At 34.8% G+C, this 16970-nt stretch carries 18 protein-coding genes; 13 read left to right on the top strand and 5 right to left on the bottom strand.

The genetic code is table 11. The annotated features are described in order from the left end of the window. Positions 1-57: 57 nt before the first annotated feature. From HQN62_RS15710 to HQN62_RS15695, 4 genes are all read right to left on the bottom strand, one after another. Complete coding sequence (locus HQN62_RS15710; RefSeq protein WP_173505086.1) at positions 58-1299, bottom strand: BamA/TamA family outer membrane protein; 1242 nt, start codon at positions 1297-1299, stop codon at positions 58-60. Positions 1300-1485: 186 nt separating this feature from the next. After that, entirely contained in the window at positions 1486-2058 is a 573-nt protein-coding gene (locus HQN62_RS15705; protein WP_173505085.1) for a hypothetical protein, read from the bottom strand. A gap of 178 nt (positions 2059-2236) precedes the next feature. After that, positions 2237-4099: an ABC-F family ATP-binding cassette domain-containing protein gene (locus HQN62_RS15700; RefSeq protein ID WP_173505084.1), complete on the bottom strand. Its 1863-nt coding sequence runs from the start codon at positions 4097-4099 to the stop codon at positions 2237-2239. A 125-nt stretch (positions 4100-4224) separates the two neighbouring features. Further along, a complete protein-coding gene (locus HQN62_RS15695) occupies positions 4225-5178 on the bottom strand; it encodes a T9SS C-terminal target domain-containing protein (protein ID WP_173505083.1) in 954 nt (317 codons plus the stop codon). Between the two features lie 348 nt (positions 5179-5526). Here HQN62_RS15695 and HQN62_RS15690 point away from each other — a divergent pair, with 348 nt between their 5' ends. The 11 genes from HQN62_RS15690 to ftsY all read left to right on the top strand — a co-directional run bounded on the left by HQN62_RS15690 (position 5527) and on the right by ftsY (position 14583). Beyond that, positions 5527-6717 carry a BamA/TamA family outer membrane protein gene (locus HQN62_RS15690; protein ID WP_173505082.1) on the top strand — a complete coding sequence of 397 codons (1191 nt, stop codon included), beginning with the start codon at positions 5527-5529 and terminating at the stop codon, positions 6715-6717. Between the two features lie 84 nt (positions 6718-6801). Next, positions 6802-7965, top strand: coding sequence for a glycosyltransferase family 2 protein (locus tag HQN62_RS15685; RefSeq protein WP_173505081.1), 1164 nt, complete (start codon positions 6802-6804; stop codon positions 7963-7965). A gap of 83 nt (positions 7966-8048) precedes the next feature. Then, positions 8049-9359 carry a dihydrolipoamide acetyltransferase family protein gene (locus HQN62_RS15680; RefSeq protein ID WP_173505080.1) on the top strand — a complete coding sequence of 437 codons (1311 nt, stop codon included), beginning with the start codon at positions 8049-8051 and terminating at the stop codon, positions 9357-9359. Positions 9360-9492: 133 nt separating this feature from the next. Beyond that, the gene (locus tag HQN62_RS15675) at positions 9493-10263 is read left to right on the top strand and encodes a 3'-5' exonuclease (protein WP_116797540.1); all 771 of its coding nucleotides are present in this window, start codon (positions 9493-9495) and stop codon (positions 10261-10263) included. 80 nt (positions 10264-10343) lie between these two features. Continuing rightward, positions 10344-10955: a fumarylacetoacetate hydrolase family protein gene (locus tag HQN62_RS15670; protein WP_116797541.1), complete on the top strand. Its 612-nt coding sequence runs from the start codon at positions 10344-10346 to the stop codon at positions 10953-10955. Next, positions 10955-11299 (top strand): Hpt domain-containing protein, encoded by a 345-nt coding sequence (locus HQN62_RS15665; RefSeq protein ID WP_116797542.1) that lies wholly within the window; start codon positions 10955-10957, stop codon positions 11297-11299. The genes HQN62_RS15670 and HQN62_RS15665 overlap by 1 nt, the downstream gene beginning before the upstream one ends. A 125-nt stretch (positions 11300-11424) precedes the next feature. Further along, complete coding sequence (locus tag HQN62_RS15660; protein ID WP_173505079.1) at positions 11425-12678, top strand: CinA family nicotinamide mononucleotide deamidase-related protein; 1254 nt, start codon at positions 11425-11427, stop codon at positions 12676-12678. Between the two features lie 72 nt (positions 12679-12750). After that, positions 12751-12987, top strand: a complete 237-nt coding sequence (rpmB, locus tag HQN62_RS15655; RefSeq protein WP_024980263.1) for a 50S ribosomal protein L28 — start codon at positions 12751-12753, stop codon at positions 12985-12987. Between the two features lie 27 nt (positions 12988-13014). Continuing rightward, the gene (rpmG, locus tag HQN62_RS15650) at positions 13015-13197 is read left to right on the top strand and encodes a 50S ribosomal protein L33 (protein ID WP_017495179.1); all 183 of its coding nucleotides are present in this window, start codon (positions 13015-13017) and stop codon (positions 13195-13197) included. Positions 13198-13271: 74 nt separating this feature from the next. Next, positions 13272-13424 carry a DUF4295 domain-containing protein gene (locus HQN62_RS15645; protein ID WP_100429907.1) on the top strand — a complete coding sequence of 51 codons (153 nt, stop codon included), beginning with the start codon at positions 13272-13274 and terminating at the stop codon, positions 13422-13424. A 178-nt stretch (positions 13425-13602) separates the two neighbouring features. Next, the gene (gene ftsY / locus HQN62_RS15640; RefSeq protein ID WP_173505078.1) at positions 13603-14583 is read left to right on the top strand and encodes a signal recognition particle-docking protein FtsY; all 981 of its coding nucleotides are present in this window, start codon (positions 13603-13605) and stop codon (positions 14581-14583) included. A 298-nt stretch (positions 14584-14881) separates the two neighbouring features. Here ftsY and HQN62_RS15635 read toward each other — a convergent pair whose 3' ends face one another. Further along, positions 14882-15952, bottom strand: a complete 1071-nt coding sequence (locus HQN62_RS15635) for a serine hydrolase domain-containing protein (RefSeq protein WP_173505077.1) — start codon at positions 15950-15952, stop codon at positions 14882-14884. Between the two features lie 269 nt (positions 15953-16221). Between HQN62_RS15635 and HQN62_RS15630 the strand changes: the two genes are divergently transcribed. Next, positions 16222-16665, top strand: a complete 444-nt coding sequence (locus HQN62_RS15630; protein WP_173505076.1) for a hypothetical protein — start codon at positions 16222-16224, stop codon at positions 16663-16665. Next, complete coding sequence (locus tag HQN62_RS15625) at positions 16646-16942, top strand: DciA family protein (protein WP_077376378.1); 297 nt, start codon at positions 16646-16648, stop codon at positions 16940-16942. The genes HQN62_RS15630 and HQN62_RS15625 overlap by 20 nt, the downstream gene beginning before the upstream one ends. The last annotated feature ends 28 nt before the right edge of the window (positions 16943-16970 follow it).

Genomic DNA, 16970 nt, shown 5'->3' with positions numbered 1-16970 from the left:
GATGTTGCCTAAAAAAGCCAAATCTTTCTGCTTCAAAATTTGCAATAGAATTAAGATTTAAAATCCTTCTCCGTCATTAAAATAGAATGTTTGTGAATCGCGTCCGAGACCAAAATTGACGATAAAATTGGTTAGCGTGTCTTTGTCTAGCAGAACTCGCAATCCTATTCCAATCGCGGGCTGAATAGATTCGAATAAGTTGAGGTTTTTGTCAATATCACTAGCTGTTGTGGCATTGGCAAATACTGTTCCGCTGATCATTTGATTTTTGGTAATTGGGAAACGATATTCGCTTTCAAAATACACAAGGTTTGTGCCTCTAAAAAGCCCTTGCGTATACCCTTTCCCGCTTCGGCTGTTTTGATCCCAACCAATGGCAGGAAGATTTAAATAGGGGAGTTTACCGCTAGCTAAAAACTGGCCATAAGCCCAAAAACCTAGAACGTATTGTTTGTTTATTTTGCTGAGAGGTATAAAATATCTGGATTCAAGTAATAAAGTGGAACTGCTGTGTCTGTTAAGATCGGTTTGCGGATTGTAGCGGTAATTCATATTCAGAAACAAACCTTTATTGGTGTTTATTAGGTTATCCCTAGTGTCGTATATCAAATTTAGACTCATCCCATTGACAGCATAATTCTTATCGCTAAATCCATATTTTTTTGAATAATTATAATGGTAGGTGTACTGTTCGTTGGCAACATCCAAAAGTTTGTCATCGATGTTGGAATAACTGTCAAAATGTATTCCTAATCCAATAAAAAAAGAGGGAAAGATGTTGTAGGATACTGTTTCATGGAATTTAAAGTAATTGTAATTCATAGGCTGCTCTATAGAGCTAAAATTAAAATCTTTAAATTCTGTGCCCCAAGGGATAATATCTGTTCCTAGACCAAAATTGGATTGTGAGAATATATAATAACGAAAATCACCGCTAAAGTAGAACTTGTCATTACTGATGTACATATTGTTTTTCAGATAAGTCAGGACTTGTTTTTGGGTGCTGTAGGATGCTCCTCCCGAAAGTAATGAAATTTTGTTTTCTGGCTTTAATTTAAAACTAAATTGGCTTATAAACCCAAGTGTAAAACCATTTGCGGGCTGATAACCTAATGTGGGAAATGCAATTAAATTTGTTTTGGAATCCGGTTTGCTTATTTTTAGAGTATCTTCTTTTGTAAATAAATCAACAATGGAGCGCAGTGGGCGTTTCTTTTCTTCTTCTATTTTTTCTCCCCCTTGGGAAAGAATTGTTTGGGAATAAAAAAGGATTAGTAGAAATATGATTTTCGATTTCAAAATAGTTTTAAAATTCATAATGAAGATCCTGTGCTTTAATCAAATTTTTAAAAGATTTTTCTAATCCATTTTTCTGTTCAAAACATAAAACTAAACAAAATTTCTTTGTGAGGTTTTAATTTAAAGTAATAAAACTGTTTTATTGCTTGTTTTTGAAACTATTGGTTCTAAATTAGAAGTAAGATTTTAAAAATAAAGCCCAAATTTGACTGAAGCTTCCGGATTGAGCAAAGGTAAATTGTATTCTTTGTTGTCCAAAATGAATTCATCATTGCCTGCAACTTTAAGGCTTAAACCTGCCCAAGGCGAAATATAGATGTTTTTGTAAATAGTGAAGTTATAACCCAAACTGCCGTTTAATAAGAAGTTTTCGAAGTTTTTTGTGGCATTGCTGCTATCACTTTGGATGTTGCTTTTCCAGTAAACAGGCCCACCACCAATCCACCAACCTTTCCAATTGTCTTTCAAAAAACGATCCAAAACAACCGCATAAGCTTTTATGTGATGGTTTGTGAAACCGTCTTTGGTTGTTAAGTCGGGTTTGTTGACATCGGCCAAAAGAGCTCTGCCTCGCCATTTATTTTTGCCCGCCCAAATTGCTCCAAAGTAGCCTCCTGTTGCATAAGGCAAAACGTCTAATTCCAGTCCAAAATTCCATTTGGAAGTTCGATTTTTTTGTAAAGAATCGGTATCGTTTTTAGATTGCGCCTGTGATTGCATCGAAAGAACTGTGAAAACAAGGAGTATTGCTTTTTTCATGGATGGGGTTTTGGAGTTGTAAAAATAGTTATAATTCAGGTAATCGAAGTGTAATTATCTTTCTATAAAATGCTGGTTTTATATTAAACAAAAACCACAACAAAATTAAATCTTGTTGTGGTTTTTAAATATTGTCTAACGCTGCAAACCGAATACTGAATACTGCAAACTAAAAAAACTACCCTTCCATCTTCGCTGAAAGCTCAAACCATCTTTCCTCTTTGCTTTCAATTTTCTTGATGAGGTTTTCCAATTCTCTAGCTTTCTTTTCAATATCCGCATCGGCTACTTTTCCATCCGAGAATAACTGTTCAATTTTGGTTTTATCGATTTCAAGATCCTTGATTTCTCTCTCGATTTTCTGGAATTCCTTTTGCTCGTTGAAAGTCAAATTCCCGGTTGGATTGTTTTGCTTCCATTCTTTTTTCTCTGTTTTATTGTCTTCTTTCTGAGCGACATCCGTACTGTCTTCGTAAGCTCTAAAATCCGAGTAATTTCCTGGAAACGTTTCAATCTCTCCCTGACCTCTAAAAATGAATAACTGATCCACGATTTTGTCCATAAAATAACGGTCGTGCGAAACAACTACCAAACATCCTGGATAGTCCAAAAGGAAACTTTCCAATACATTTAAAGTAACAATATCCAAATCATTCGTTGGCTCATCAAGAATCAAAAAGTTTGGATTCTGAATCAAAACGGTACATAAATATAAACGTTTCAATTCACCACCGCTCAGTTTTTCTACATAATCGTATTGTTTTTTGGCATCAAAAAGAAAACGTTCCAACAATTGCGAAGCCGAAATTAATCTGCCTTTTGTTAGCGGAATAAATTCTCCGTATTCTTTGATGACATCGATTACACGTTGACCCGGTTTTGGGTTAATCCCGCTTTGGGTATAATAACCAATTTTGATTGTCTCTCCCACAACCACTTTTCCAGAATCTAAAGGTAAAGTTCCTGTCAAAAGATTCAAGAATGTAGATTTTCCAGTTCCATTTTTACCAATAATTCCAATGCGTTCGCCACGTTGGAAATCATAACTGAAATTATCCAGAATTATGCGATCCTTGAATTTTTTGGAAATCTTGTGAAGCTCAATGATTTTGCTTCCCATTCGTTCCATATTAATCTCCAGTTCCACCACGTTTTCTTTTCTGCGACTTTGGGCTTTTTCTTTTATGTCATAAAAATCATCCTGACGTGATTTCGACTTGGTCGTTCTCGCTTTGGGTTGACGGCGCATCCATTCCAATTCTTTGACAAACAAGTTTTGGGCTTTATCGACACTCGCATTTTCTGAGGCGATTCGCTCTTCTTTTTTCTCTAGGTAATAAGAATAATTTCCTTTGTATTGGTATATTTTTCCGTTGTCCAGTTCAATGATTTCGTTACAAACACGCTCCAAAAAGAAACGGTCGTGCGTTACCATAAACAACGTGATATTTTCTTTTGCAAAATAACTTTCTAACCACTCAATCATTTCTAGATCCAAGTGATTCGTTGGCTCATCCAGAATTAATAAGTCGGGACGGTTAATCAAAATAATGGCAAGAGACAACCTTTTTTTCTGTCCTCCCGAAAGGCTTTTTACTTTCAGTTTAAAGTCTTCCAACTTCAATTTGAACAAAATTTGTTTGTATTGCGTTTCAAAATCCCAAGCATTATGCTGATCCATTCCATCAAAAGCTTTTTGATAGGCTTCCTCATCTTCAGGATTCTCCAGTGCTTTTTCATAAGCTTCAATGATCTTCAAACTTTCATTATCCGATGCAAAAATGCTTTCTTCAATCGTCAATTCATCCTGCAGTTTATTGTCCTGTGACAAAAAAGCCATTCGGATGCTTTTTCGAAGTACCACTTGTCCAGTATCCGGTTCATCAAAACCATTAATGATGTTCATAATAGTGGTTTTTCCCGAGCCATTTTTGGCTATAAAGGCAATTTTTTGGTCTTTGTTGATTCCAAAGGAAATGTCTTTGAAAAGCGTACGCTCCCCAAAAGATTTAGATATATTTTCGACTGATAAATAATTCACAAGGCTATTTTTTTTGCAAAAGTAAACTATTATAACACTATTAACGAATAGTTTATTTTGAAACGTGAATTAATCTATAGCAATTTAACGATTCAACAGATTAAAGATTCAACGATTTAGCCTTTTTACTCTTTCAAATACGGACTCAAATCAAAGGTATGTATTTCTTGTGGGTTGAAGATAAAGGTATTTTTCGTGGCTTCATTTGTCACATAAAACAGATATCCATCTTCGGTAGTAATTGCTTCTATCTGATGAAATAGCAGCGAAAGTTTTATTTTTCTTTTATTTCCTGTCGAAAAATCATTGTTTTTATAGTCGTACAAAAGATAAATAAAGGGGTGTAAAAAATGCGAATATCCACACAAAACAACCCCCTTTTCTTGCGGCAATGTGGTCGCGCCGGTTATTAAACCTTCCACATTGATTGTTTCTTTGAGTTTTGCAATATGAGTTCCTGGTTTTTTTGGTAAGCTGTACACACTCGTTTTTTCAGATGCCCATTGTTTGGTAAACAAATAAATGCTGTCCCTTGAAACCACAAATGCCTCACAGTCAAAATCGGTGATGTTAGCTTTTTTTTTGGGTTCAAAATTTTTTTGGTTGTCATAGGAAAACGCGATGGTGTCAATAGCCGGGGCAGGATTCTTAACAGAGTTTTTATCAATCCTCAAAATGTGTAAATCTTTGCGGTTTCCAAGGACATTATTTCCAAAATCGCCTATGTAGAGATACAGACTATCCTGAGAAATATCCTCCCATTCGATGTTTTTTACCCCTTCAAGATTGATTTTTTTTCTGATTTTTCCTTTTGTGTCCAGTCCAAATAACGTAGTGCTCTGGTCGTCATTGTGCGTCCACAATAAATTTTCTGAAGCAATCAAGCCCGAAGTTTCCGCAATGGAATCGCTTAATTCTTTGGTGAATTTCACTCTGATTTTTGCGGAAGCATATTTACAGCTTCCATTATTTTCCGTCGCTTTTGGATTGTAATTTTCCGCAAGACGATCTGTACATCCTTTGGTTTGGGCGTAGGAAAAAGACACAAAAAGAAAGAAAAGAATAAAAGTTTTTTCCATAACGCTATTCAATTGAAAATAAAAAGAAAGATATTAAACAAAATCGTACAATCCTAGATTTGATAGATAAAAAGGATTTGGAGCGAATGATTGGGCTTTTTAGGGAAAGATCGTTCCCGTTTTTCGCTTCAATCTCCCGAGAAAAATCGGGAGGATTTTCACTTCAACCGGGGCTAGTCAGGTTTTATGGTTTTTTAGATTTTTTTCTTTTTAGTTGAAGAAAAATTTTCGCAATTAGCTTGGTAATTCGAAACAAATCAGCTTGGTATGTTGTTTAGGATTGTAATTTTTTATTTATATTTGGGAAGCTGAAAATAGTTCCTTTTCTAAAAAAATCAACCAAAATTTATGGGTTTCCTTAGGCGAAATTTGATTCTGTTTTTTGTTGTTACTTCTTCATTTTCTTCCTTTTCACAGAAAATAGATTTTAGAAGTGATAGTTTGGATATGAAACAGATTCTGAAAAGCATTTTCGTAAAAAAGGATACTGCAAAGAAAAAAGAACCAAGCAAAATTGCCTTTTCGTTAATGCCAGCTCCCGATATGAAGAGTTCCGAAGGAGGTCTTGTGGTTTCATTTGTGACCACTTTTTTTCTGGATGAGAATCACGAAACCACCAAAATGTCCGAAGTTTATTTTACCCCAACAACCAGTTTTTCTGGGCAGTATTCCTTTCCCATACAGTCTTATATTTATACAAAGGACAATAAATATAATTTTATAGGTGATTACAGGTATATGATTTATCCGCAGTTTACGTATGGTTTGGGAGGGAACAGTTCCAAGGATCCACAATCCGAGGTTCATTACCAACAAATTCGGTTTTATCAATTTGTAACACGAAAAATAAAAGGGGATTTCGGTTTGGGATTGGGTTTTCAATTGGATAATTATCAGCATATTTCCGAAGATTCAAAAATAACGGAACCAACAGATTTTAATATATACCAAGATGGAGATTACTCCGATGAACTTTCATCAGGAATTGCTTTTCAAGCTTTGTATGATTCCCGTAAAAATATTTTGAATCCCAAGCAGGGTTATTATTTTGAAGCAGATTATCGTATCAATTCCAAAGCTTTTGGAAGTCACACCGAATGGAAATCTATATATATAGATGCGAGAAAGTATCATTCGTTTAGTAATATACGTCATAAGGTTCTGGCCACGCGAGTGTTTTATTGGGCAGTTTTTGACGGAAAGCCACATTACTTGGATTTGCCAAGCATCGGTTGGGACCGTTACGGAAAAACAGGCAGGGGATTCACTCGCAACCGTTATCGAAGTAATTCTTTATTGTATTTGGAGACCGAATACCGTACCGATATTACCAGAAACGGTTTTCTCGGGGCTGTGTTTTATGGAAATCTATCGTCAGTGTCCAACTTGGATACCTATCATTTTGATAATTGGACCCCCGCAGTAGGAACCGGTTTAAGGATAAAATGGAATAAGATCAATGACTGTAATTTAGTCTTAGATTATGGCATTAGTAAAGATGATTGGACTTTTAGAGTAGCTCTTTCGGAGAATTTTTAAGATTTTTATGGGAGTTTGTGTCTATGATAGACTTTGTAGCTAGTAAACTTTGTGACTTTAAGGCTTAAAATATATCTTTGAAAAATGCAACTATCCGTCATTATCCTCAATTATAATGTTCGCTATTTTTTGGAGCTATGTGTATTAAGTGTAGAAAGCGCCTTGAAAAACATAGATTCTGAAATTATTGTGGTTGATAATAATTCCTTAGATGATAGTTGCGAGATGATAAAAACTCGTTTCCCAAATGTCAAACTTATTCAAAATAGCCAAAATGTAGGTTTTCCAAAAGGGAATAACATTGGTGTATCACAAGCCAAAGGAGAATATATCTGTATTCTAAACCCGGATACTGTCGTTGCCGAAGACACCTTTGAAAAAGTGTTGGCATTTGCCCAAAAACAAAAAAACTTAGGAGTTGTAGGTGTCAAGCTAATAGACGGATCTGGTAATTTCCTTCCCGAAAGCAAAAGGGGAACCCCCACGCCTTGGGTAGCCTTCACCAAAATCACCAGTTTATATAAAATATTTCCGAAGTCTCCATTTTTCAATAAATATTATGCGCAGCATTTATCCGAAAACCAGACAGGGGAAGTGGAAATTTTGGTAGGTGCTTTTATGTTTCTGAAAAAAGAATTGTATGAGGAAGTAGGTGGTTTTGATGAAAATTGTTTCATGTATTCGGATGATATTGATTTGTCTTATATGGTGTTGCAGAAAGGAAAAGTTAATTATTATTTCCACAAAACAACCGTAATACACTATAAAGGAGAAAGCACTATTAAAGATGGTACTTACATGAAGCGTTTTCAAGAAGCAATGGAGTTTTTCTATAGAAAACATTTTCAGGTTTCTTATCTTTTTTCTGTATTTATGAAAATTGGAATTGTGTTTTTTTCTTTAATAAAAAGAATTCAAGGCAGGTCAAAAATCAAAATGCGCCCTAAAAATTATTTGCTGATATCGGCATCTGATACACTGACAAAAATAATAGCTCTTCTTGTCCAAAAAAAGGTAGATTTTCTCGATTGGAAAACAGAAAAAGAGGTAAATTTGTCATCAATTTCAATAAGAAATGGGGTACAGATTATTTTGGATAATGAGTTTGTTTCCTTCAAAGAATGCATAAATATTCACAAAAAGCATAGAAACAAAGGAATTACCTTTAGAATTATTCCCAAAAACACAAATTTTATCATTGGAAGTGATTCTTTTAATGATAGAGGAGAAATTGTAAAAATCAAATAAAAATTACATTTAGTGGAATTTATATTGATATTTTTTAATAATTTCGCAAACTGAAAATCAAAATCACCTTTTAGATTAACAATATGGCAAGATTTGAATTAAAGCTTCCTAAAATGGGAGAAAGTGTTGCAGAAGCAACCATCACAAATTGGTTAAAAGAAGTTGGCGATAAAATTGAAGCGGATGAAGCCGTTTTGGAAATTGCGACCGACAAAGTAGATTCTGAGGTTCCATCGGAGGTTTCAGGTGTTCTTGTCGAAAAATTGTTTGGAAAAGACGATTTGGTTCAGGTGGGACAAACTATTGCTATTATTGAAACAGAGGGTGGAGATGCCGTGTCCGTAAGTTCAGAAGTTGCTCCGGCAATTATTGAGGAAATTCAAAAAACTGTTGAGGTAGCCAAAGAATTGGTTGCGACGCCGGTGAATTTTTCTGAAAGTGATAAATTCTTTTCTCCATTAGTAAAAAACATTGCAAAAGAAGAAGGGATTTCTTTAGGTGAATTAGTGAGTATCAACGGCTCTGGGAAAGAAGGACGTGTTACTAAAGAAGATATATTGAATTACGTAAAAAATAGAGGGACGCAACCTGCTGCTGTAGTGGGAACAACAGCTAAAGCGGTTGAAGCTCCAAAAGCTCCAGGAGTTACTCCTTCGCAAACAGTTTCTCCTGTTTCTGTAAATGGCGGTGATGAAATTGTGGAAATGGATAGAATGCGTAAGTTGATTTCGGGTTATATGGTAGCTTCAGTTCAAACTTCGGCTCACGTACAATCATTTATCGAAGTGGATGTTACTAATATTGTAAAATGGAGAGATAAAGTTAAAAATGCTTTTGAAAAAAGAGAAGGCGAAAAACTGACCTATACTCCTATATTTATGGAAGCGGTTGCCAAGGCGCTGAAAGATTATCCAGGTATGAATATTTCTGTAGAGGGTGATTTTATCATCAAAAAAAGAAACATTAATCTTGGAATGGCAGCAGCTTTGCCAAATGGAAATTTAATTGTTCCAGTTATTAAAAATGCAGACCAATTGAATCTGGTTGGTATGGCAAAGGCGGTTAATGATTTAGGAAACCGTGCAAAAATGGGGAAACTAAAACCAGACGATACTCAAGGAGGAACTTATACGGTTACCAATGTGGGGACTTTCGGAAGTGTTTTTGGGACTCCAATTATCAATCAGCCACAAGTAGGGATATTAGCATTGGGAGCTATCCGTAAAGTGCCTGCAGTTATTGAAACTCCAGAAGGGGATTTTATAGGTATTCGTCAAAAAATGTTCTTGTCACACAGTTACGATCACCGAGTGGTTGATGGTGCGCTGGGAGGTGCGTTTGTGAAAAGAGTAGCGGAATATCTTGAAGCATTTGATGTAAATAGAGATTATTAATTCAGTATAAATTGAAAATGAACCCGACAAATTTTTATAGTTTGTTGGGTTTTCTTTTTTTAGCATTTTTAGCATTGACTTTAAATGAAATCAATCCCAAATCTTTATATTTGTACCAATTCAAATACAAAAAATGGAACTAAAACTCAATAAGCCAATTTGTTTTTTCGATCTTGAAACTACAGGAATTGACATCGGAAAAGATAGAATTGTGGAAATATCAGTTTTTAAAGTTTTTCCAAACGGAAATAAAGAAAGTAAAACTTGGTTGGTGAATCCAACGATTCCAATTCCACCGCAATCAACGGCTATTCACGGAATAAGTGATGAAAAAGTAGCCAATGAGCCTACGTTTAATGAACTTGCTCCTCAAGTATATAATATGATTAAGGATAGCGATTTGGCAGGATTTAATTCAGATCGTTTTGATATTCCATTATTGGCAGAAGAATTATTGCGAGCTGGAGTTGATTTTGATATGAAAAATAGAGTTTCTGTGGATGTACAAACTATTTTTCATAAAATGGAAGAGCGTACTTTGAGCGCAGCTTTGAAATTTTACTGTGGAAAAGGGCTCGAAAATGCACATTCAGCCGAAGCAGATACGATGGCGACCTATGAAATCCTAATGGCTCAATTGGATCGTTATCCCGAATTAGAAAACGACATTAAATCTTTGTCTGAGTTTAGTACCAGAAAAAAAATAGCCGATTTTGCAGGAATGATAGCTTTTGACGCCGATAATGAAGAGATTTTTACCTTTGGAAAACATAAAGGAGCCAAAGTCGATAAAATTTTGGAGATAGAACCGGGTTATTTCAGTTGGATTCAAAATGCAGATTTTCCGCTGTATACCAAGAAAGTTTTGACGGCCATAAAATTAAGAAAATTAAATACGAAGTAAAGTTCTTAAGATTCTGAGTTTCTAAGATGCTAAGTGTCTTAGGAACTCAGAATCTTAGAATCTTAGAAACTTAAAAAAAAATGAAAATAATCTGCATCGGTAGAAATTATGCCAATCATATTGAGGAATTAAAGAATGAACGCCCTTCGGAGCCAGTTGTTTTTATGAAACCAGATTCGGCTATTTTATTAAAACAACATCCTTTTGTAATTCCTGAATTCTCTGAGGATATTCATCATGAAATAGAACTTATTGTAAAGATAAGTAAGGTAGGGAAGTATATCGAACCTAAGTTTGCTCATAAATATTATGATGAAATTAGTGTAGGGATTGACTTCACCGCAAGGGATTTACAGGCGAAGTTGAAAGCAAAAGGACTTCCATGGGAAAAAGCCAAAGCATTTGATGGCTCGGCGGTTATTGGAGAATTTTTGCCTAAAAGCCAGTTTGTTTCGTTAGAAAATGTTACTTTTGAATTAACGAACAATAATGTTACAGTACAAAAGGGTAATTCTGAGATGATGATGTGGAATATTGATGAATTAATATCCTATGTTTCTCAATTTTTTACTTTAAAGATTGGTGATATTATTTTTACGGGAACGCCAGAAGGAGTTGCAGCAGTAAAACCAGATGATGTTTTAGAAGGATTTTTAGAAGGACAAAAACTATTTAGAATACAAGTAAAATAATGGCTTTAAAATACAATTTAGCAAAAGTGTACGCACTTTCGGATAATGATCCAGAGTTTGTGAATGAAATTTTGAATTTGTTCGTTACTGAAGTTCCTGAAGATTTGATGCAAATCGGAGAGGGAATTAAGAAAAAGGATCACAAGCATACTTATGCCTTTGCTCATAAATTGAAACCAACATTAGATTTGTTGGGATTAAATGTAGCATTCGAGGAGATTCTTCAAATAGAAGCTTGGACAAAAACAGAAGGTAAAAAGAAAGAAATAATCGAGACCTATAAAAGCGTTAAGACACAGGTCAAAGACGCTATTAAAGAGTTGAGAAAAGATTTTGATCTTTAATTTATTGTTTTAATTTTTTACTTAAAATAACAAGAAAAGAATATTGAATAATCCAACAGTTGTATCACTTTATACAGCGGTTGGATTATTTTTTTATCTAATTTAAAAAGGAAATTTATCAAAAGATGAGAGCAACCATAGTAACAATTGGGGATGAAATTTTAATTGGTCAAATTGTCGATACAAATTCAGGTTTTATAGCAAAATCTTTAGACAGAATAGGGATTGAGGTTCATGAGATGTTGTCTATAAGTGATTCTCGGCAACACATATTAGATACCTTTTCAAAACTTCAAGACACAGTAGATGTCGTTATAATAACCGGTGGTTTGGGGCCAACTAAGGATGATGTTACCAAGAAAACTTTCTGTGATTATTTTGAAGATGAACTAGTGGTTGATAAAACTGTTTTGGAACATGTTACCCAATTAATTGAAGGATATTTTAAGAGAAAAATAACTCAGATTAATAAAGATCAGGCATTAGTCCCTTCAAAAGCAACAGTGCTTCATAATCTATACGGAACAGCGCCAGGATTATGGATGAAAAAGGGAGATACGGTTTTTGTGTCGCTTCCTGGAGTTCCTTTTGAAATGAAATATTTGATAGAAAATGAGATTATTCCAAAGCTGGTAAAGGAATATGAGCGACCTTTTATTTTGCATAAAACAATATTGACTTATGGTCAAGGCGAAAGTTTAGTGGCCGAGCGTATTGAAGAATGGGAAAATAGTCTTCCTGCTTTTATAAAATTGGCCTATTTGCCTGCTTATGGAAAGCTTCGTTTAAGACTTACAGCTCGAGGAAAGGATAAAAAAATGCTGGAAGAAACAATAGCGGAATATGTAAGTTCGTTGGATGCTATCATTCATGATATTATTGTTGGTTTTGAGGAAGATGAAACGATAGAAGTGATTTTGGGAAGAATGCTGTCTGAACGAAATCTTTCATTGTCAACAGCCGAAAGTTGTACAGGAGGAAAAATAGCTGAAATGATTGCTTCGGTCCCTGGAGCTTCCAATTATTTTAAAGGAAGCATTGTGGCTTATGCGACCGATGTGAAAATAAATGTACTTGGTGTTTCTGAGTCTTTAATAAATGAGTATAGCGTTGTGAGTGCGGAAGTTGCAAAAGCAATGGCTTTGAGTGTGAAGGCATTGCTAAAAACAGATTATGCAATTGCGACAACAGGAAACGCCGGTCCTGCGAAAGGTGAGGCCACGGCAGAAGTTGGGACGGTATTTATAGCATTGGCTACGCCAAATGAAATTCTCGTTGAGGAGTTTGATTTTGGTCAACCACGTGAAAAAGTGATAGATAGAGCTTCGGTTAAAGGACTCGAAATGTTGCTTAAAGAAATTTCAAAAAAAGAACAATAAATATTTTGGTTTATAGGTTTATTTTTCTTTTCTTTGCACCCTGATTTTGAATAACGATAAAAGATAAGTATAATGTCAAGAGTTTGTGACCTTACAGGTAAAAGAGCGATGGTAGGAAATAACGTTTCTCACGCTATGAACAAAACTAAGAGAAAATTTTCTGTAAACTTAGTTAAAAAGCGTTTTTATCTTCCAGAAGAAGATAGATGGATTACTCTTAGAGTAGCAGCATCTACGATAAAAACAATTAATAAAAATGGAATCGCTGCAGTTTTGAAAAAAGCGCAGTCAGAAGGATTTATTAAATAATCTTTTCCAAAATAAAAAAATAGCAAGATGGCAAAGAAAGGAAATAGAATCCAGGTGATTTTAGAATGTACTGAACACAAAACATCAGGTGTTGCAGGTACTTCAAGATACATAACTACAAAGAACAAAAAAAATACTCCAGACAGATTAGAGATTAAAAAATTTAATCCAATCTTGAAAAGAGTTACTGTTCACAAAGAAATTAAATAATAATAGAGATTTTTTTTAAAATCTCAAATGGTAACATTTGAGGATTTTATTAAATTTCAAATAACATTTGAATCATGGCAAAGAAAACCGTAGCATCGTTACAAACATCTTCTAAGAGATTATCAAAAGCCATCAAAATGGTGAAATCTCCAGTAACTGGGGCATATACATTCGTTGAATCTATTATGGCTCCTGAAGAAGTTGATGAATTCTTGAAAAAGAAATAATTAACTATTACATTTTATAGAAAAGCTACTTTCATTCGGAAGTAGCTTTTTTATTTTCTATATTTACACCTTGAAATTAAAAGACTTTTTTGAGGATTTCTTTAAAGATAAATTTGATTGTTTTTATTGATTTTTCTTGTTTAAGTTGACAAATGTAAATTCCAAATTATAAAACTCCATGAGCTTTTTTAAAAAAATATTCTCCTCAGAGAAAAAAGACTCGAGCTTAAGCGAGCAAGCAAAAGAATCATTAGACAAAGGTCTAGAAAAAACAAAAACTTCATTTTTTTCCAAATTAACTAAAGCGGTTGCCGGAAAATCAAAAGTAGATGATGATGTTTTGGATAATTTAGAGGAAATTCTCGTTTCTTCGGATGTGGGAGTTAATACAACCCTTAAAATTATTACCCGAATTGAGAAAAGGGTAGAAGCTGATAAATATCTTGGAACTGACGAACTTAATCAGATTTTGAGAGACGAAATTGCGGGATTATTATCTGAAACCAATACTGGCGAAGCAACTGAGTTTGTTATTCCGGCAAATACAAAACCTTACGTTTTGATGGTAGTTGGAGTAAATGGCGTGGGTAAAACTACAACAATTGGAAAATTAGCTTACCAATTTAAAAAAGCTGGTTTTAAAGTAGTTCTTGGTGCTGCGGATACTTTTCGTGCAGCGGCTATTGACCAATTACAAATTTGGGCTGATAGAGTAGGTGTGCCTATTGTTCGTCAAGAAATGGGAAGTGATCCAGCTTCTGTGGCTTTTGATACGTTGCAATCAGCGGTGGCTCAAAATGCTGATGTTGTCATTATTGATACTGCTGGTCGTTTGCATAATAAAATCAACTTGATGAACGAACTTTCGAAAGTAAAACGTGTAATGCAAAAAGTGGTTGGCGATGCGCCTCACGATGTAATGCTTGTTTTGGACGGTTCTACAGGGCAAAACGCATTTGAACAGGCCAAACAATTTACTGCGGCGACTGAAGTTACATCATTGGCCGTTACCAAATTAGACGGTACTGCCAAAGGTGGAGTTGTTATTGGTATTTCAGACCAATTTCAAATACCTGTTAAATACATTGGTGTTGGAGAAGGAATTGAAGATTTGCAGGTTTTCAATAAGTACGAGTTTGTAGATAGTTTTTTTAAATAATAAATAAGTTCATGAATTTTTCTTCAATAAAAAATGCTAACCCTATATATTTATATTTAGTAAGCATCGCCGCTTTTGTTTTGGCAAATATTATTAGAACAACCAATGTTGGTTTTTATTATGGTTTATTAATTGTCGGTTTGGTCTTTTTCTTTTTAGGATTAATGAGAAGAATTAAAAAGTAGACTACTATATTTCGATAGCTATCAATAATGAAAAGTTTAGCGGTGTTTCGTAATTAAGAAATTACGAAACACCGCTAATTATTTAAGACTATTTTTGGATAAGTAATTTTTATCTACTGATATAAAGCACTTATTTTTGTCCAAAGCATTTCATCAAAATCAGATAGAGCTAAGTTTACGTTGTCTGCGGCATCACCCATACGGATCACTACCATTTTTTTGCTGGGAATCACATAGATTTTTTGGTCATTTTTGCCCAAAGCCATAAACATATCGTTTGGCGCTGTAGGGATTATACTTCCTTGAAAAGTAGCCTGCGATTGCGGCAAATGATAATTGGCTTTACCATTTAACCACCATAAATAGCCATAACCCAAGTTGATGTTTTGTGATGTGTTAGTTGCTTCGTTGAAGTAACTTTCGTTCAGAATTACATTGTTTTCCCATTTCCCCTTATTGAACATCAATAGCCCAAAACGTGCCATACTTCTTGTGGTACTGCTGTAAACAATATTGTTGCCAGATGTAAACCAAGCGCCGTTCATCCCGATTTTGTCCCTTAATTTGGTATTGAAATAGTTATTCCAGGATTGTCCGCTGGCTTGTGCAATGACATCTTGTAGTTTTACATATACGTTGTGATACGCCCAACGCGTGCCTGCATCGGTGGTATAGGTTAGGGCTGATGGAGAAACGTCATCGGTGGTGTCGTCTAGGCCGGAAGTCATAGTTAATAAATGTTTGCAGGTAATGAGATTCTCTTTGGCAAGAGGCGCACTTGTCCAGCCGGTTCCTATATATTGAGACACTTTGTTGTTGATGTTAATAAGGTTTTCCTGTTGAGCAATTCCCGTCATGGTTGATGTCAATGTTTTGCCTGCGCTTGCCCAATACCAGTTGGTTGTGGCATCATGACCGTTGAAATAGTTTTCCATTACGATACGGCCATTGACAAGGATGATAAATCCTTTGGAATGTTTGAGTTCTAAATAATCCAATAAGGGTTGGACAGCCGATTGCTTCCAGCCAAGGCTTTCTAGTGATTTGGTTTCCCAATTGCTGCCGGAAAGGGGAGGGAAATATAGTGTTTCTGTAGGAGTTGGCGCAGGTACTGGTTCTGTATTATCAGAAGAGCAATTGATGCAGAAAAGCGAAAATATGAGTAATAGTATTGATTTTGACATGGTTAAGAAGTTTGGTTTTGGGTAAGACCAAAAATATCGAAATAAGTTTAATGAGAAGGTGAAATTTTTATTTTCTTTGGATTTTTAAAGTTTAACTTTGTCGTATTAGATAAAGATGTTGATAAACGGAATGCCCTAGCCCTGATTTCTTCGCCAGTTCACTTCGCTCGTGTGTAGTGGAAATCATTATGAGTCTCGTTTTTTTCTAACAAGACTCATAATATTGAAACGGATAGCAGGAAATAGCTCCTAAAAAAAGAAAATTATTTATGAAAAAAGTTTTTGGTGTTTTACTGGTTGCCCTTTTTTTTGTTGGATGTGAGCAAAAAATAACTCCTGCTGACGTTGCTAAAATCAATGGTTATTGGGAGATTGAAAAAGTGGTTTTAGAGGATGGAAATGAGAAGCAATACGGAATGAATGAATCTTTTGATTATTTTAAAATTGACAAAAATAATTTAGGGATTCGTAAGAAAGTGATGCCACAATTGGATGGGACTTTTTTGGTGAATGATACATTTGAGAATGTAAAAATAAGGTTTACTGATGGCCAGACTTTTTTGGATTACAACACGCCATATACGAAATGGAGCGAGGAAATAATAACATTGACAGATAAAGAGTTGGTTGTTTTGAATGCAGAGAAAAAAGAATATCATTATAAAAAAACGGGACCAATAAATCTAGATGACTATGGCAAAAAGACTAAATAATCAAAGTTCTATAGGGGACGTTTTGAAGCAAATTATCGAGGTCAATAAATTACAATCTGGAATGGATGAGATTGATGTGAAAGATGCTTGGCGCAATTTGATGGGGAACGGTGTGAACAGTTATACCAATAATGTGGTTTTGAAGGGTTCGACTTTGTATGTTCAGTTAACATCTGCGGTTTTGCGTGAGGAATTGAGTCACGGTAAATCCAAGATCATAAAAATGATTAATGAGGAATTGCGAAGAGATGTGGTGAGGGATGTGGTTTTGAGGTAAGGATTTTAGATTGTTGATTAACGATTTT

Origin of the sequence: Flavobacterium sp. M31R6, from assembly GCF_013284035.1 — a bacterium.
Taxonomy (GTDB): Bacteria; Bacteroidota; Bacteroidia; order Flavobacteriales; family Flavobacteriaceae; genus Flavobacterium.
Note: the sequence above shows the minus strand (reverse complement) of the source record. Positions and strands in the feature narration are given on the sequence as shown.